Origin of the sequence: Sphingopyxis chilensis (genome assembly GCF_035930445.1) — a bacterium.
Classification (GTDB): domain Bacteria; phylum Pseudomonadota; class Alphaproteobacteria; order Sphingomonadales; family Sphingomonadaceae; genus Sphingopyxis; species Sphingopyxis chilensis.
Window position 1 is genome coordinate 23783 of sequence record NZ_CP142394.1, and the last position, 16637, is coordinate 40419.

Here is a 16637-nt window from a genome sequence, read left to right on the forward strand (position 1 = left end):
GTCACGCCGCCTTCTTCGTCTTGGGGGCCGGCGTCTTGGGCTTGTAGCGGCAAAGGTCATCGACCGGACAGCGCCAGCATTCGGGGGTGCGCGCCTTGCAGGTGTAGCGGCCGTGGAGGATCAGCCAGTGGTGCGCGCCGACGCGGAAGGGCGCCGGGGTTTCCTTCTCCAGCTTCTTTTCGACCGCGAGCACCGTCTTGCCGGGGGCGAGCCCGGTGCGGTTGCCGACGCGGAAAATATGCGTGTCGACCGCAAAGGTTTCCGCCCCGAAGGCGCAGTTCATCACCACATTGGCGGTCTTGCGCCCGACGCCGGGCAGCTCGACGAGCGTGTCGCGGTCGGCGGGCACCTCGCCGCCATGGTCGCGGACGAGGATTTCGCTGAGGGCGATGACATTCTTCGCCTTGGCGTTGAACAGCCCGATCGTCTTGATGTGCTGCTTGAGGCCGTCTTCGCCGAGCTCCATCATCGCCTGCGGGGTCTTCACCTCCTGAAACAGCCGACGCGTCGCCTTGTTCACCCCGACGTCGGTCGCCTGCGCCGAAAGCACGACCGCGACGAGCAGCTGATAGGTGTTGCCGAACTCCAGCTCGGTCTCGGGACTGGGGTTCAGCTCGGCGAGACGGCGATAGAATTCGAAAATGTCGGACTTCTTCATCGCGCTTACGAAAGCCCCAGCACCTGCGGCATCCTGTAACGTTCGGGCTTCTGGTTAATCAGCCACAGCGCCGCGCGCACCGCGCCGCGCGCGAAGATCATGCGGTTTTCGGCGCGATGCGACAGGGTGATCATCTCCTCGGGGCCCGCGAAGATCACGTCATGGTCGCCGGCGACGGTGCCACCGCGCAGGCTCGCGAAGCCGATCCTGCCGTGGACGCGTGCGCCGGTGAGGCCGTCGCGGCCGCGTTCGGAGCAGGTTGCGAGGGTGATCCCGCGCCCCTCGGCCGCCGCCTCTCCGAGCAGCAGCGCGGTGCCGCTCGGCGCATCGACTTTGTTCCGGTGGTGCATTTCGAGGATTTCGATATCATATTCGGGGTCGAGCCGCGCCGCCGCCTCGCGCACCAGATGCGCGAGCAGCGTGACGCCCAGCGAGGTGTTGCCGGTCTGGAGCACCGCAATATCCCGGGCGGCATCGTCGATCAGATAATGATGGCGCTCCTCGAGCCCCGTCGTGCCGATGACGATCGGCTTGCGCGCCGCGACGCAGGCGTCGAGCGTCGCCTCGAGCGCGGCGGGCGACGAGAAATCGACGAGAATGTCGGTCTCCGCCGCGAGCTTCGCGACATTGCCGCCCTTGTCGATGCCGCAACTGCGCTGTCCTGCCTCCGATATGGCGGCGGCGAGCGCGAGGCCCATCCGGCCCTCGCTGCCGATAATGCCGATGCTGGTCATGGCTTGCCTTTCGTGCCCCCGTCATGCTGAACGATGTCGCCCGCCTAGCGGTTGTCGCCTTCGAATCAAGAAGAACAGGATAGCATGTCTCCAATCCAGAATATCGTGATCCTGACCGGCGCCGGGGTTTCGGCCGAAAGCGGCATCGACACCTTTCGCGACGCCGGCGGCCTGTGGGAACAGCATCGCGTCGAGGATGTGGCGACGCCCGAGGCCTTTGCCCGCGACCCTGACCTGGTGCTGCGCTTCTACGACATGCGGCGCGAGGCGATCCGGACCAAGACGCCCAACGCGGCGCACCGCGCGCTCGCGCGGCTCGACGCCGAATGGCCGGGCGAGCTGTTGATCGTCACGCAAAATGTCGATGATTTGCATGAGCGCGCGGGGGCGAAGCGGCTGATCCACATGCACGGCGAGCATCTGAATGCCTGGTGCACCGCATGCGACAATCGCGTGCCGTGGACCGGCCCGCTGCTGGGTCGTCCCGCGTGCAGCGCGTGCGGTGTGACGGGGCACCTCCGTCCCGACATCGTCTGGTTCGGCGAAATGCCTTACCGGATGGAGGAAATTTACCAGGCTCTGAACCGCACCGACCTGTTCGTGTCGATCGGCACCTCGGGCGCGGTCTATCCCGCCGCGGGTTTCGTGCGCGAGGCGCGCGCCGCGGGAGCGATGACGCTCGAGCTCAATATGGAACCGAGCCAGGGCAGCCATTGGTTCGACGAGGCGCGCCACGGCCCGGCGACGCAGCTGGTGCCGCAGTGGGTCGAGGCGATGCTGGGCGGGTGAGGCTGGCTCCTGCGATGCCGCCGCTTTCGGCCGGACGCGGCCGATAGAGACGTGTGCTCCGGCTTTCGCCGGGGTGCACGACCGGCCACTCCCCCAAAGCCGCCTTTCAACGCGCGATCAAAAGGCTGATTGTCAGGGGAGTTCCATCCCCAGCGCGGCCGAGAGGTCGGCGAGCGCCTGCTCGCCGCTCGTTACCTTGATCGCGTGCATGCCGAGCTGGCTCGCCGGCTTGCAGTTGATGCCGAGGTCGTCGAGATAGATGCAGTTTGCGGGCTCGGCGCCGAGCGCCTCGCACATCATTTCATAAATCCGCGGGTCAGGCTTGCGGACGCCGACCTTGCTCGATTCGATGACATGGTCGAAGCGCGCCATGATCGCCGCGACCTCGGCGGCGAGTTTCTCGCTTCGCGCCATCCCGGCACCTTTGCCCGACGGAACATTGTTGGTGATGCACGCAATGCCAAAGTTGCTCGCCTTCAGCGTATCGAGCGCAGCGACCATCGCCGGACGCACCGCTCCGGCCAGTACCGCCAGCACCGCTTCGCCTTCCAGTATGTGACCCATCGCTTTCGCCTCGGCCGCGAACAGCGTGTCGAACGCCGCCGCATCGATCTCGGCGCGTTCGAATCGTGCCCATGCGTTGCCGTCGGGGTCGGCGGCGTTGACGCGGCGCACGAAGTCGCGCGGCAGGCCGCGCTCTTCCTCGAGCCGGTTGAAGGCTTCGAAGGGCGAGGCGGTGATGACGCCGCCGAAATCGAAGATGACATGCGTGTATCGGGACATGGCGTGGCTAGAGCGTAGATTGACGTTAACGTCAACTATGACGGTCAGGGTTCGACGACGATCCCGGCGCTGGGATTGGCTCGGCCCGAAAGCATTTCATGATAGGCAGCCACCGCCGCATCGCCGCCGCTGCGCTTGTCGATCGACGTGAGCCGCGGCGCAACGTCCATGAAGGCCAGCCATGCCTCTGCGATCTTCTGCCCGAACGCCGCACCGCCCCAGTCGGCGATCCGCTTCTGGCTGCGGCCGGGCGCGAAGAATCCCTGCCGTTCGGGGCCGGGCAAGCCTTCGACGTCGGCCTGCGCGTCCCAGTGCGACTTGCCGACGATGATCGAGGCTTTGAGGTTGTTTCCGAAATGGCTGTGCACGACGCGCGTCACCGCGCCATTGCCCGCCATATCGACGAGCGCGGCAGGCGTCGCGGCGTTGAGCGTCATGATCTGGTCGTAGCTGATCACCCGGTCATAGATGCCCTGCGCGGCGAGGGCGTCGACATTGGCCGCGCTGGTCAGGCCGACCGTTTCGGGGCGGGGCTCCGGGCGCCGCTTGAGCGTGAAGCCGAGCCCGATCGCGGTCTTGCTCGACGCGCTCGCGATCAGGATCTGGCTGGCGCCATAATCGCCTTCGTCCTCGAACTGGTCGCCGATCAGCCAGCCGGTCAGGAAGAGCGGGCGGAACACCGGCCAATAATCATGGTCGGCGGTGCGATAATCGGTCAGCGCCTCGATCCGCTGATAATTGTTGTAGATGGGAGGCAGGGTGGTGCGTCGCGGGGTGACATCGGTGAAGCCGCCCGGCCCCGCGTTGCCGACAGTCAGCACGGCATTCTCGGCCATCGGATAATAGCCATAGAAGCGATCGCCAGCCGACACGCCGTCGGCCTGGCTTTCGGTCACGGTGGCAAAACCCCAGACAGGGAGGCGGCCCGGTGCGTCCCGCTCGGCGAAGAAATCCCAATAGCCCTGATCGTTGCCGAACAGGCCCGCGGGTTTGCCGAACACCGCATAGGTGATGTTGTTCGCCGTCATCGCATAGCTGTCGAGATGCACGCGCACCTGTCCCGGTGCGAGCGGTGCGCCCGCGTCCTCGACCAATTTGGCTTGCGTGATATCGTCGCGATCGATGTCGATCGCCCAGCTCGTCGAACTCATTCCGGACCCCTCCGATTGACGTGCCCACGAATGCGGGATGGACGACAGTCATACAGATGAGAGCGCGCCTGACAATCGCGGTCGGGCGAACCGGAATGGCATTCGGGCCCGGTGGCGAGGCGGATCAGCCCACCACCGTCCCGAGCAGCGACCCGATCGCGATCGTCGCCGCCATTGCAAAAGCACCCCAAAAGGTCACGCGCATCACGGGACGGAGCATCGGCGCCTTGCCCGCCCATGCGCCGAGTGCGCCGAGGACCGCGAGAAAGACCAGCGACGCGGCCGAAACCGTCCACGGCAAGGAATCGCCCTGATCGACGAGTACGGTCGCGAGCGGCAGCGCCGCGCCAACCGAAAAGCTCGCCGCCGAAGCCGCCGCCGCCTGCACCGGCCGCGCCGCCATCGCATCGGTCATTCCCAACTCGTCGCGCAAATGGGTGTCGAGCGCATTGTGTGTGGTCAGTTGCTCCGCGACCTGCTCGGCGAGCGCGCGGTCGAGCCCGCGCTGTTGGTAAATCTGCGTCAGTTCCTCCAGCTCGAACTCGGGATCGGCGGCGAGGTGGCGTTTCTCCAGCTCGACATCGGCCTTCTCCGCGTCGCCCTGCGAACTCACCGACACATATTCGCCCGCCGCCATCGACATAGCGCCCGCGACGAGCCCGGCACTGCCGGTGATCAGGATCGAGGCCTCCGACGCGCCCGCCGCCGCGACCCCCGCGATCAGGCTGGCGGTCGAGACGATCCCGTCATTGGCGCCGAGGATCGCGGCGCGCAGCCAGCTGATCCGCGTGACGCTATGGGTTTCCTCGTGCATTCGGCGTCCTTTAATATTGCAGCTGCAACCCCGGCCGCGCCCAGCGCGTCTTCACCAGCCGCCCTGTGCCCGACAGGGTGATATAGGCATCCTGCCGGTCGGGCCCGCCAAAGGCGATGTTGGTCGTGAAAATATCGTCGGTCGCGACGAACTCGACCAGCTCGCCCTGGGGCGAGACGACGCTGATCCCGCACTCGCCGATCGTCGCGACGCAGATATTGCCGTTCGCTTCCATCGCGAGGCTGTCGAAGAATTTATAGCCCGCAGGACGATAGAGCGGGATGCCGGGGCCGCCGGGGCCCGCGGCGTCGTCGACCTTGCCCGGCGCGACGATGTTGAACTGGGTCAGGCGGCAGGTGTAGGTTTCGGCCACGTAAAGCTTGCTGCCATCGGGCGACAGGCCGACGCCGTTCGGATTATAGCTCGGGAAGATCACTTCTTCGATAAAGCTGCCGTCGGCTTTCGCGTAAAAAATGCCGACGATGTCGTGGCAGCGCGCGGCATAGTCGACCTTGCCATGGTCGGTGAACCAGAAGCCGCCGTGCGTATCGAACATGATGTCGTTGGGCCCGCGCAAGGTCACGCCATGATCGCCCGACTTGTACAGCACCTCGACTTCGCCCGTCTCGATATCGATGCGCTCGATCCGCCCGCCTGAATAATCGTCGGCGATACCGTGCGGCGCCAGATAGCCGTTCGATTCGACATAGTTGAACCCGCCGTTGTTGCAGCAATAGAGCTTGCCGTCGGGCCCGATGGCGAGCCCGTTGGGGCCCCCGCCGGGGGTCGCGATGACCTCCTTCCGCCCGCCGGGCCAGCAGCGCGTGATCCGCTTCGCCTCGATCTCGACGACGATGACGCTGCCGTCTTCCATCACGACCGGCGCCTCGGGAAAACGCAATCCGTCGGCTATCAGTTCAAACTCGGCCATACCCATCTCCCTTGCGTGTCCGCACTTCCTATGCTTTGCGGCCATCATGCCCGTTCGCACACTCTTCGCCACCAATTTCTACGAAGCCGACATCGGCACGCCCGACCTGCTCGAAGAGCTGGAGGAGAGCTGCCGCCTGTTCGCCGAAGAGGATGGCGCGGGGAAGGCGTGGAGCCGCACGCATGGCTACAAGGGCTACACCAGCTACGCCAGCCTCGGCGACCTGCCAGAACGCGACCCGGCCTTTTACGACCTCAAGAAGCTGCTCGACAAAGAGGTGAAGGCGTTCGCCAAGGCGTGCCATTTCGATCTCGCCAAGCCGCTGAAGCTCGATAGCCTGTGGGTCAACATCCTGAAACCCGGCGGCACCCATAGCGGCCATATCCACCCGCACAGCATCGTGTCGGGCACCTTCTACGTCGCGGTCCCGCCGGGATCGGGCGCGCTCAAGCTCGAAGACCCGCGCCTGCCGATGCTGATGGCCGCGCCCGGGCGCACCGATGACGCGCCCGAGCAGCAACGCCCCTTCGTCTATGCCGAACCCGCTGCGGGCCGCGTGTTCTTGTGGGAAAGCTGGCTGCGACACGAAGTGATGCCGCATTCGGGCAAGGGCGAACGGATCAGCATCAGCTTTAACTATCGCTGAGCGGCCTTATATGGGCGACATCTGTTAGACCAAGCCCCTCTTCCCGTTCGCGTCGAGCGAAGTCGAGACGCCTCTCGGCCTTGCGCACCATCGATGGGTGTCTCGACTTCGCTCGACACGAACGGATTTCGGGGGTGTAGCGAAAGTGCCTCCTATGACAGCGACCTACGACGCCGACCTCCAGCTCTTCATCAACGGTGCGTGGCGGAGCGGCGAGGGGCGCGACGAGCGGCCGGTCTATAACCCCGCGACCGCGGGCACGATCGCCGAACTGCCCGTGGCGACCGCCGCCGACCTCGACGAGGCGCTCGCGGCGGCGGAACGCGGCTGGCCCGTGTGGCGCGCGAAAACCCCCGACGAACGCGCCGCGTTGATGCACAAGGCCGCGGGCATCATCCGCGAGCGCGTCGAACATATCGCGACCTTGCTGACGCTCGAACAGGGCAAGCCGATCGCCGAGGCGCGCGGGGAGGTGCTTTCGGCCGCCGGCCTGTTCGACTATTTCGCGGAAGCAGGCAAACGCATCGAGGGCCGCGTGCTCCAGCGCCCGCTCGGCCAGCGCGCGATGGTCACCAAACATCCGGTCGGCCCGGTCGCGGGGTTCAGCCCGTGGAATTTCCCGGTCAACCTGATGGTCAAGAAGATCGCCCCCGCGCTCGCCGCGGGCTGCGTCGTGATCGCGAAGGCGCCCGAGGAAACCCCGGGCTGCACCAGCGCGATCATGCGCTGCATCGCCGATGCGGACATCCCGGGGGACGTCGTCCAGCTGGTCTATGGCGATCCCGACATGATCAGCCGCCATCTCCTCGCCAGCCCGGTGATCCGCAAGGTCAGCTTCACCGGCTCGACCGCGGTCGGCAAGCATCTGATGAAGCTCGCCGCCGATGGGGTGAAGCGCATCACGATGGAACTCGGCGGCCATGCCCCCGTGCTGATATTCGACGATTGCGACCTCGAAGCGACGCTCGACAAGGTCGTGTGGCAGAAGTTCCGCAACGCCGGACAGGTCTGCATCTCGCCGACGCGCTTCTATGTCCAGCAGGGCATTTACGATGCCTTCGTCAAGGGTTTTGCCGAGCGCACCCAAAAGGTGAAGATCGGCAGTGGGCTCGACGCCGAAACGCAGATGGGCCCGCTCGCCAACGCGCGGCGCATCCCCGCGCTCGAAGCGCTGGTCGCCGATGCGAAGGCGAAGGGCGCGCGCGTCATCGCGGGCGGCGAGGCGACGGGCAACGGCTATTTCTTCCAGCCGACCGCGATTGCCGACGTGCCGGTCGAGGCCGATGCGATGAACAATGAACCCTTCGGCCCGATGGCGCTGATCCGCCCGTTCGGCAGCGAGGACGAGGCGCTCGAACAGGCGAACCGGCTGCCCTACGGCCTCGCCGCCTTCGCCTTCACCGAGAACGGCCGGCGGATCAACCGCATCGTCGACACGATCGAAAGCGGCATGGTCGGGGTGAACAGCTTCGTGATTTCGGCACTCGACACGCCGTTCGGCGGGATAAAGGAATCGGGCTTCGGCAGCGAGAGCGGGCCCGAGGGGCTCGACGGCTATCTCGTCACCAAGGCGGTGCATATTTACTGACGCCCAATCCTCCCTGTGGCGAAGCCATGGGGAGGGGGACCGCTCGCGAAGCGAGTGGTGGAGGGGCCGCCACGGCAGTGCTTTGGTCCCTCCGTCAGCGCTTCGCGCTGCCACCTCCCCATCGTTACGCGACAGGAAGGATTTTCAATCCCGCTCCAGCGCCACGAAATCGCGGCCCATCGGTGTAAGGTGCGCGCCGCCATCGACGAAGATCGTCTGCCCGGTCACCGCCTCGGCGCGCGCCAGATAGACGACCGCATCGGCGATTTGCGCCGGCGTCGGCAACGCGCGGAGTGGCATCCGCTTTGCCAGCCGTTCGACCTGCGCTGCCGAATAATCCTCGGTCGCCAGCGTCAGCCCCGGCGCGACGGCGTTGACGCGCGCGCAGTTCCCGAACGCGACCGCCAGCGTCGCCGTCGCCTGCCATAGCGCCGATTTCGACAGGCTGTAGGCGATCTGGTCGGGCACCGGATGCGCGACGCGCTGATCGACGATATTGACGATCGCGGGGCGCTGGCCCTCGCTGACGGCGACGAGCGTCTTCGCCAGCATCACCGGCGCGGACAGGTTGACCTGCATCATTTCGGCGAGCGCGGCAGCGGACAAATCCTGCCACGCGCCCTCGGCAAACAGCGCGGCATTGTTGACGAGCAGGTCGGGCGCGCGCCCGAATTTCTCGATCACCGCGGGGACCAGCGCGGCGACCGCCGCCGGATCGGCGAGGTCGGCGGCGAAGCGGTGGCTGATCGCGCCGGTCTCGGCGAGTGCGTCCGCCAGCACCGGGTCGGCCTCGCCCGGACTGCGCTTGTGGATCGCCAGCGCATAGCCTTCGCGGGCGAGGCGAGCAGAAATCGCGGCGCCGACGCGGTGGAGCCCACCCGTCACCAGCGCCAGCTTCTGCGTCATTTCCGCGACCGCCGCATGGTAATGCCGATCTGCTCGCCCTCCTCGGCGATGGCGAGCTTGACGATCTTCACCTCGACCTCCTCGACCTTCTCGTCCTGCAGGAAGAGCGTGTCGATGATATGGTCGGCGACGCTTTCGATCAGCACGAAATGCACATCCTTCGGGATGCCCTCGGTCGCCGCGAATTTGAGGTGCATATAGTTCTTCGAGCGGCTGAGCGGCGTGGTCGGATCGTAATGATCCGCCATCGCCAGCTTCGCGCGCACCGAGATGCGCAGCGGCTGCGGCAAATGCGTCTCTTCGGAATAGATGCCGGTGAGCACCTGGGCGGTCAGCCCGTCCACCTCCAGCCACAATGTATCGGTCACAAGAAAATCCTGTCGAACGAGCGCGACATTCGGCTTTCCATCGCCGTGCCGCACCCCTAAAGCGCCGCCGCATTAGCGAAAGGGTGCGCGTTGGTCGAGTTACTTCCATTGTCGAATATCGAGCCGCAGGCGGTCGAGGCGCTCCTCGACGCCGCTTTCGGAACGGATCGCTTTGGACGAACCGCCTATCGCATCCGCGAAGGCGTGGATGCGGTGCCGTCGCTCAGCTTCGCGGCGGTCGTGGACGGCGTGTTGATCGGCACGATCCAGTGCTGGCCGGTCGCGCACCGCGCCGCCGATGGTACCGCGACGCCGCTGGTCATGGTCGGTCCCGTCGCGGTGCGTCCCGAGGTCCAGCGCGGCGGACATGGCCGCATGCTGATGACGCATATGCTGGACGCCGCCGAAACCGGCGCTGACGGCGCGCTGATGATGATCGGCGATCCCGAATATTACGGTCGCTTTTTCGGCTTCGACGCCGATGCCACGGGCGAATGGGAATTGCCCGGCCCGTTCGAGAAACGCCGCCTGCTCGCGCGCGCGGTGAACGGGCACGACCTGCCGGCGGGTGCGGGGATGATCGGTCCGCGCTGAGTTCCTCCCGCTCGATGGGGAGAGGCACTATCACCCGCATCCACTTCGCCTAAGCCGCCTCGCGACCAAAGCCGCATACCCTTCTCCCATCAAGGGAGAAGGTCGATTGGACTGACTCGACTTGCACAGCGCGCCCTTCCGCCTATGTCGGATAGATGGTTAGCCCCGTCCCCCCGGTTCCCAAGGATTTTTCGCAGCTCTCGCTCGCCGAGACCGTCGAACTGCTCGCCGCGCGCCAGTTGCCGCCGGTAGAGCAATGGCATCCCGAACGAACCGGCGATAGCGCGATGGAAATCCGCGCCGACGGCAGCTGGTATCATGAAGGCGGGCGGATCAACCGGCCTGCGATGGTCCGGATCTTCTCGACGATTCTGCGCCGCGAACCCGACGGCAGCCACGCGCTCGTGACGCCTGCGGAGAAGTTGGGCATTGCCGTCGAAGACATGCCGTTCCGCGCGGTCGAGATGAAGAGCGAAGGCGACGGCGCGGCGCGCAAGCTCGTTTTTCGCCTCGACACCGACGATCTGGTGATCGCCGGCGCAGACCATCCGCTCAGCTTCGGCAACGACGCCGAGAATCCCGACCCGCGGCTGCACGTGCGCGGTGCGATCGGCAACGGGCTCGAAGCGCGGATCGACCGCGCGCTTTATTACGAGATCGTCGAGATGGCGCTCGCCGAGGGAATGGAGAGGCCCGCGATCTGGTCGAACGGCATGTGCTTCCCGCTGGTGGACGCCTGATGCTGTCCGAAAAGTTGCGCGACGCGCTCGACAATCTGCTTCCCGATGCGGGCGAGGATGAGGCCTATCTTGGCACCCCGACATTGCGCGATGCCGCGGTGCTTATCGCGTTCACCGATCGGCCCGATCCCGGCGTCATCCTGACCCAGCGCCCGCAATGGCTGCGCAGCCACGCCGGGCAGGTCGCCTTCCCCGGGGGCAAGATCGATCCGGGCGATCGCGATGCGATCGACGCGGCGCTGCGCGAGGCGGAAGAGGAAATCGGCCTCAGCCGCCGTGACGTGATGATCGCTGGCGCGACCGAGCCCTATCGATCGGGCAGCGGCTATATCATCACCCCGGTGCTCGGCGTCATCCCGCCCGACCTGCCGCTCGATCCCAACCCCGACGAGGTCGAGGACTGGTTCGAGGTGCCGCTCGACATATTGTTCGACCCCGACAATTATGCGCGCCAGCATGCCAATTGGCAGGGGCACGACCGCCATTATTATGACATGGACTGGCAGGGGCGGCGGATCTGGGGCGTGACGGCGGGAATCATCATCAATCTGGCGCGGCGTCTGCCCGCGGGATGGCATCGGTGACGGTGCTCCCCGATGCCGAATGGCGCGAGCGTCCGGGGCTCCGCCGGATCGTTGCGGCGCTGACCGCCGATGGCGGCGCGGTCAAGGCGGTCGGCGGTGCGGTGCGCGACACTTTGCTTGGCCTGCCCGTCGCCGACATCGATCTCGCGACCCCGCTCTTGCCGGAGGAGGTCACGCGGCGGCTCGAGGCCGCCGATATCAAGGTCATTCCGACGGGCATCGTGCACGGCACCGTCACCGCGATCGCCAGCGGCGACCATCACGAGATCACCACGCTGCGCCGCGATGTCGAAACCGACGGCCGCCGCGCGACGGTCGCCTTCGCCGAGGACTGGCGCGACGACGCCGCGCGCCGCGATTTCACGATCAACGCGCTCTACGCCGATCCCGATACGGGAGTGATCGACGACTGGTTCGGCGGGCTGGCCGACCTCGACGCGGGGCGGGTGGCCTTTATCGGCGACGCGGCGATGCGCATCGCCGAGGACCATCTGCGCATCCTGCGCTTCTATCGCTTTGCGGCGCGTTTCGGGCGCGGCAACCTCGACCCTGCCAGCCACGCCGCGGTGGTGACCGCGCGCCAGTCGCTGAAAAGCCTTTCGCGCGAGCGCATCGCCGACGAGCTGCTCAAGATCCTCGCGCTGCCCGACCCGCGCGCGATCGTCCGCCAAATGGCGGCGGACGGTATTTTCGAAGTGCTCCTCCCCGAACTCGATGCGGGCTTTGCCGCCGCGCTCGACCGGCTCGCGACGAACGAACGAACGGCCGCTGCATCCATCGCGCCGCTCCGCCGTCTCGCGGCGCTGCTGCCCGCCGATGCCGCGGTCGCCGAAACGGTCGCGAGCCGGCTCCGCCTCTCGACGCGGCAGCGCAAGCATCTGATGGCACTCGGCGGGAATCGCGTCGACGTCGCGCGCCCGATCCGCCAGCTTGCGCACGCGATCGGCATCGAGGCCGCGCGCGACGTCCACCTGCTCGCCGGCGACCCCGCCGCGGTCGCGGCGCTGGCGGACTGGCAACTTCCCCAACTGCCGCTGAAAGGCGGCGACATCGTCGCGCGCGGCATCGCCGCTGGCCCCGAAGTCGCACGCATTCTGAAAGCGGTAGAGGCCCAATGGGTGGCGGAGGATTTCCCCGGCGCGGCGCGCGTCGGCGAGCTCGTCGATCAGAAGATCGGTCGCACCAGCGACTGACGCCAATAGTCGAGCGCGGATTTGCTATCCATCGGCCGCGCGAACAGGAAACCCTGTCCGAAATCGCAGCCCAGCGCCGACAGCAGCCGCGCCTGGTCGGTGGTCTCGACCCCTTCGGCGGTCGTCTTCATCCCCAGCACTTCGGCGAGGCTCTGGATCGTACGGACGATCGCCACCTTGTCGCGGTCGTCGACCATATGCTCGACGAAGCTGCGGTCGATCTTGAGCACGTCGATCGGCAGGCGCTGAAGATAGGCGAGGTTCGAATAGCCGGTGCCGAAATCGTCCATCGCGACGCGTGCGTCGAGCGCCTTCAGCTCGCTCAGCACCGACAGCGCGAGGTCGGGATCGCCGATGATCGCGCTTTCGGTGAGTTCGATCATCAGCCGCTCGCCGCCGATCCGGTGTTTTTCGAGCGCCTGGCGGACGACCCCGGCGACATCGTCGCGGACCAGCTGGATCGCCGAGACATTGACCGAGAAATAGGCGTCGACGACCTTGCCGCCGTTCTGCTTGTCCCATTCGGCGAGCACCGCCGCCGCCTTGCCGATCGCCCATTGGCCGAGCGGGACGATCAGTCCCGAATCCTCGGCGATCGGGATGAATTCGGTGGGCGAGACTGCATGGCCGCTGCTGGTGTCCCAGCGCGCGAGCGCCTCGAACCCGGCAACCCGGCCGCTCGACAATTCGATCAGCGGCTGGAAGGCAAGGTGGAGCCGGTCTTCCTCGATGGCGTTGCGAAGCTCGGTCTCGAGCCCGAAACGATTGTCCGACAGCATCGCGGCTTCGGGTTCATAGATTTCGATGCGGTCGGTTTGCTTCGCGCGCTTGAGCGCGATCTGCGCGTGACGGATCTGGTCCGCGATATCGGTGTCAATCGCCGGCTGGATCGCGCAGCCGAGCGCGCAATCGACGCTGACCTTGAGTTCGCCGATGCGGAACGGATGATCGAAGCAGCCGCGGATGCGCCGCGCCATTTCGCGCACGTCGGCGCGGCCGCCCGCGATGCGCGTCGAAATGGCGAATTCGTCGCCGCCGGTGCGCGCCAGGATATCGCCGCTACGCAGGCTCGATTTCAGGCGGCGCGCCACGGTGATGATCAACTCGTCGCCCGCCATGGGGCCGATATGTTCGTTGATCCGCGAAAAGCGCGCGAGGTCGAGCAGCAGGATCGCATGGTCGCCGCCCGCCCCTTCAGCGCGGGTGCGCTGTTCGACCAGTTCCTCGAACCCGGCGCGGTTGGGAAGCCCGGTCAGGCTGTCGGATACGAGTTCGCGGCGCAGATTGCGCTCGGTCATCATCTCCTGCGTCCGGTCGATCAGCGTCAGCAGGAACAGCCCGTCGTCGCCCGATTCGGTGGGCAGCGGTCCGATCGACCCGCGCAGGTCGCGCGCCGCGGGCCCCTCGCCAAGTTGGCAGGAGAATTCCTGCGATTCCTCGGGATATTGGGAGGCCCACTCGATCGCGCGCAGCAATTCGATCGGCGCGTCGGCGCCGACGGGTGACAGGCTCAGCCGATCAAAGGCGGCGTTGCTTGCGTGAAGCCGGAAATTGCCGCGCGCCATCGGTCTGATCAGCGCGGCCGGTACAGGGAGCGCGTCGATCCAGCCGACGAACAATAAAGGCCGGTCTTCGCCGGTTCTATCGATAGGCATAACAGCGGGTTTTGTGCGACCTTTCCCCATTACCCAATGCCTAGGTCATGGGAAGTAAAGAAGGGATTTACGGCTACATCGAAATGAGGTCAGCCGAAGCGATTGTTGCGGGGGAATCCCGTCGGTGGCATCCGGCCGGCCGCGCCGCGCGCGACGCGCCAGGGGACAAGGTCGGTTTCGGTGCGCGTGCGGCCGGTGTCGCCGCCCATCGCCCAGCTCAAGCCCTCGGCAAAGATGAAGCTGACCGCGTCGGACAGGCCGCCGTCGCGATAGCGTTGCAGCATCACGCCCTGGCCGCGCGCCATGACCGGAACCTCGGCGAGCGGGAAGACGACGAGCTTGCGATTCTCTCCGACCGCCGCGACGCTGTCGTCATCGGCGCCGATCGACCGGACGACGGCGAGCGCCGCCTTGGGTTTCAGGTTGACGACATTGCGGCCCTTCCGCGTTTCGGCGACCACTTCGGCCATCTGCGCGACGAAGCCGTGGCCGCTCGTCGAGGCGAGCAGCAAACGGCCTTCGTTCGTCGCGGGAATCAGTGCGACGATCCGCGCCTCGGGATCGATATCGACCATCAGGCGCAGCGGCTCGCCGAACCCGCGCCCGCCGGGCAATTTATCGGCGCCGACGGTGAAGAAGCGCCCGTCGCTCGCGGCGATCAGCAGCTTGTCGGTCGTCTGCGCGTGCGCGGCGAACAGCAGCTCGTCGCCTTCCTTGAACTTGAACTCGCCCCACTGACCCTCCGCGACATGGCCGCGCTGGGCGCGGATCCAGCCGCGTTTCGACAGGATCACCGTCACCGGCTCCTTCTCGATCATCGCGTCGAGCGGGATTTCGCGCGTCGGAGCGGCTTCGGCGATCGTCGTGCGCCGCGCGCCGAGCAATGTGTCGAGCCCATAGACGTCGCGCAGCTTCTCGAGGTCCTTGCGCAGCCGCGTCTTCTGCCGCGCCGGGCTTTCGACGAGCTTCGCCAGCTCCTCGCGCTCGGCGGTGAGGTCGGACTGCTCGCGCTTGAGTTCCATTTCCTCGAGCCTGCGAAGCGAGCGCAGGCGCATGTTGAGGATCGCCTCGGCCTGCCGGTCGGTCAGGACGAACTCCGCGATCATCACCGGCTTGGGTTCGTCCTCGGTGCGGATGATCTCGATGATCCGGTCGAGGTTCAAAAAGGCGATGATATAGCCCGCGACCAGCTCGAGCCGGTCGTCGATCTTGCTGATGCGGTGCTGCGCGCGGCGCACGAGGACGATGATCTGGTGCTGCAGCCATTCGGTGAGTAGCTGTTTGAGCCCCATCACCTTCGGCGTGCGCGTCGCGTCGAGGACGTTGAGGTTGAGCGCGAAACGGCTCTCGAGCTCGGTGAGCCGGAACAGGCTGTCCTTCAGCACATCGGGATCGACATTGCGGCTCTTGGGTTCGAGCACGATGCGCAGATCTTCGGCGCTTTCGTCGCGGACATCCTCCAGAATCGGCAATTTCTTGTCGGCGATCAGCTGCGCGATCTGCTCGATCAGCTTGCCCTTGGCGACCCCGTACGGGATTTCGCTGATGACGAGATGCCAGGTGCCGCCCGACAATTTCTCGATGCCGCTGTCTTCCCAGTCGCCGTCGGCCGTCTTGCCGGTCGAGAAGCGCGCGCGGACGCGGAAACCGCCGCGTCCGGTTTCATAGGCGTGCGCGATCGTCTCGGCGCTGTCGACGACGATGCCGCCGGTCGGGAAATCGGGTCCCTTCACATGGTCGAGCAGTTCCGACAGCTCGGCATTCGGCTTCTCGATCAGCAGCAGCGCGGCGCCGATGACCTCGGCGGCATTGTGCGGCGGGATGTTTGTCGCCATGCCGACCGCGATCCCGCTCGCGCCGTTGGCAAGCAGGTTGGGGAACAGCCCCGGCATGATCTCGGGCTCTTCGTCTTCGCCGTTATAGGTCGGGCGGAAATCGACCGTGCCCTCGTCGAGTCCCTGCATCAGGTCGACCGCCACGCGCGTCAGCCGCGCCTCGGTATAGCGGTAGGCCGCGGCATTATCGCCGTCGATATTGCCGAAATTGCCCTGGCCGTCGACGAGCGGGTAACGGAGCGAGAAATCCTGCGCGAGGCGGACCATCGCGTCATAGACCGCCGTGTCGCCGTGCGGGTGGAATTTGCCGATGACGTCGCCGACGACGCGCGCCGATTTCTTGTAGCCCTGCGACGGGTCGAGCCGCATCGCGCGCATCGCCCACAGCAGCCGGCGGTGGACGGGCTTCAGCCCGTCGCGCAGGTCGGGTAGCGACCGCGCAGTGATCGTCGACAGCGCATAGACGAGATAGCGTTCGGACAGCGCGCTGTCGAACGGGGTATCAATGCTGTCACCGGGCTGCGAGGGAGGAAGGTCGTCTGTCGTGCTGGCCATTGTTTGCAGCCGATAGCAAGGCTGGCGCGCCAAGGCAAAGGCTTGCGTCGACGCGGCGCGATTGGTCGGAAGAAGCTGTGGATCGCCAAAGTCCCCACAATGAAAAGGGCCCA

17 protein-coding genes are annotated in these 16637 nt (G+C 66.2%); 7 read left to right on the forward strand and 10 right to left on the reverse strand.

Going from position 1 to position 16637, the window contains the following annotated elements; genetic code table 11:
- Position 1: 1 nt before the first annotated feature.
- A complete protein-coding gene (gene nth, locus VSX79_RS00135) occupies positions 2 to 658 on the reverse strand; it encodes an endonuclease III (RefSeq protein ID WP_179498220.1) in 657 nt (218 codons plus the stop codon).
- A gap of 5 nt (positions 659 to 663) precedes the next feature.
- The gene (gene dapB, locus VSX79_RS00140; protein WP_326914077.1) at positions 664 to 1392 is read right to left on the reverse strand and encodes a 4-hydroxy-tetrahydrodipicolinate reductase; all 729 of its coding nucleotides are present in this window, start codon (positions 1390 to 1392) and stop codon (positions 664 to 666) included.
- A gap of 84 nt (positions 1393 to 1476) precedes the next feature.
- On the opposite strand from dapB, the gene VSX79_RS00145 reads away from it, so the two are divergent.
- Complete coding sequence (locus VSX79_RS00145) at positions 1477 to 2181, forward strand: NAD-dependent deacylase (protein WP_179498224.1); 705 nt, start codon at positions 1477 to 1479, stop codon at positions 2179 to 2181.
- Positions 2182 to 2313: 132 nt separating this feature from the next.
- On the opposite strand, the gene VSX79_RS00150 is transcribed toward VSX79_RS00145, so the two are convergent.
- The 4 genes from VSX79_RS00150 to VSX79_RS00165 all read right to left on the reverse strand — a co-directional run bounded on the left by VSX79_RS00150 (position 2314) and on the right by VSX79_RS00165 (position 5860).
- A complete protein-coding gene (locus VSX79_RS00150) occupies positions 2314 to 2964 on the reverse strand; it encodes an HAD-IA family hydrolase (RefSeq protein WP_179498226.1) in 651 nt (216 codons plus the stop codon).
- Between the two features lie 44 nt (positions 2965 to 3008).
- Entirely contained in the window at positions 3009 to 4115 is a 1107-nt protein-coding gene (locus VSX79_RS00155) for a DUF2855 family protein (protein ID WP_326914078.1), read from the reverse strand.
- A 124-nt stretch (positions 4116 to 4239) separates the two neighbouring features.
- On the reverse strand, positions 4240 to 4929 hold the full coding sequence (locus tag VSX79_RS00160; RefSeq protein ID WP_179498230.1) for a VIT1/CCC1 transporter family protein: 690 nt from the start codon (positions 4927 to 4929) through the stop codon (positions 4240 to 4242).
- A gap of 10 nt (positions 4930 to 4939) precedes the next feature.
- On the reverse strand, positions 4940 to 5860 hold the full coding sequence (locus tag VSX79_RS00165) for an SMP-30/gluconolactonase/LRE family protein (RefSeq protein ID WP_179498232.1): 921 nt from the start codon (positions 5858 to 5860) through the stop codon (positions 4940 to 4942).
- A gap of 46 nt (positions 5861 to 5906) precedes the next feature.
- On the opposite strand from VSX79_RS00165, the gene VSX79_RS00170 reads away from it, so the two are divergent.
- Both VSX79_RS00170 and VSX79_RS00175 read left to right on the forward strand, forming a co-directional pair.
- The gene (locus VSX79_RS00170; protein ID WP_179498234.1) at positions 5907 to 6506 is read left to right on the forward strand and encodes a TIGR02466 family protein; all 600 of its coding nucleotides are present in this window, start codon (positions 5907 to 5909) and stop codon (positions 6504 to 6506) included.
- Between the two features lie 154 nt (positions 6507 to 6660).
- Positions 6661 to 8094, forward strand: coding sequence for an NAD-dependent succinate-semialdehyde dehydrogenase (locus VSX79_RS00175; protein WP_326914079.1), 1434 nt, complete (start codon positions 6661 to 6663; stop codon positions 8092 to 8094).
- Between the two features lie 144 nt (positions 8095 to 8238).
- Here the strand turns inward: VSX79_RS00175 and VSX79_RS00180 are convergent, their stop codons facing one another.
- The gene (locus tag VSX79_RS00180; protein WP_179498238.1) at positions 8239 to 9000 is read right to left on the reverse strand and encodes an SDR family oxidoreductase; all 762 of its coding nucleotides are present in this window, start codon (positions 8998 to 9000) and stop codon (positions 8239 to 8241) included.
- Positions 8997 to 9368 (reverse strand): dihydroneopterin aldolase, encoded by a 372-nt coding sequence (locus tag VSX79_RS00185; RefSeq protein WP_326914080.1) that lies wholly within the window; start codon positions 9366 to 9368, stop codon positions 8997 to 8999. The genes VSX79_RS00180 and VSX79_RS00185 overlap by 4 nt, the downstream gene beginning before the upstream one ends.
- Positions 9369 to 9458: 90 nt before the next feature.
- Here VSX79_RS00185 and VSX79_RS00190 point away from each other — a divergent pair, with 90 nt between their 5' ends.
- The 4 genes from VSX79_RS00190 to VSX79_RS00205 all read left to right on the forward strand — a co-directional run bounded on the left by VSX79_RS00190 (position 9459) and on the right by VSX79_RS00205 (position 12479).
- Positions 9459 to 9962 (forward strand): GNAT family N-acetyltransferase, encoded by a 504-nt coding sequence (locus VSX79_RS00190; protein ID WP_326914081.1) that lies wholly within the window; start codon positions 9459 to 9461, stop codon positions 9960 to 9962.
- Between the two features lie 155 nt (positions 9963 to 10117).
- A complete protein-coding gene (locus tag VSX79_RS00195; RefSeq protein WP_326914082.1) occupies positions 10118 to 10702 on the forward strand; it encodes a DUF1285 domain-containing protein in 585 nt (194 codons plus the stop codon).
- The gene (locus tag VSX79_RS00200) at positions 10702 to 11286 is read left to right on the forward strand and encodes a CoA pyrophosphatase (protein WP_179498246.1); all 585 of its coding nucleotides are present in this window, start codon (positions 10702 to 10704) and stop codon (positions 11284 to 11286) included. The genes VSX79_RS00195 and VSX79_RS00200 overlap by 1 nt, the downstream gene beginning before the upstream one ends.
- Positions 11274 to 12479 (forward strand): CCA tRNA nucleotidyltransferase, encoded by a 1206-nt coding sequence (locus VSX79_RS00205; RefSeq protein ID WP_326914083.1) that lies wholly within the window; start codon positions 11274 to 11276, stop codon positions 12477 to 12479. The genes VSX79_RS00200 and VSX79_RS00205 overlap by 13 nt, the downstream gene beginning before the upstream one ends.
- Here the strand turns inward: VSX79_RS00205 and VSX79_RS00210 are convergent.
- Positions 12452 to 14134 (reverse strand): putative bifunctional diguanylate cyclase/phosphodiesterase, encoded by a 1683-nt coding sequence (locus tag VSX79_RS00210; RefSeq protein WP_257018267.1) that lies wholly within the window; start codon positions 14132 to 14134, stop codon positions 12452 to 12454. The genes VSX79_RS00205 and VSX79_RS00210 overlap by 28 nt on opposite strands.
- An 89-nt stretch (positions 14135 to 14223) precedes the next feature.
- Positions 14224 to 16524 (reverse strand): DNA topoisomerase IV subunit A, encoded by a 2301-nt coding sequence (gene parC / locus VSX79_RS00215; RefSeq protein ID WP_326914084.1) that lies wholly within the window; start codon positions 16522 to 16524, stop codon positions 14224 to 14226.
- Positions 16525 to 16637 lie beyond the last annotated feature (113 nt).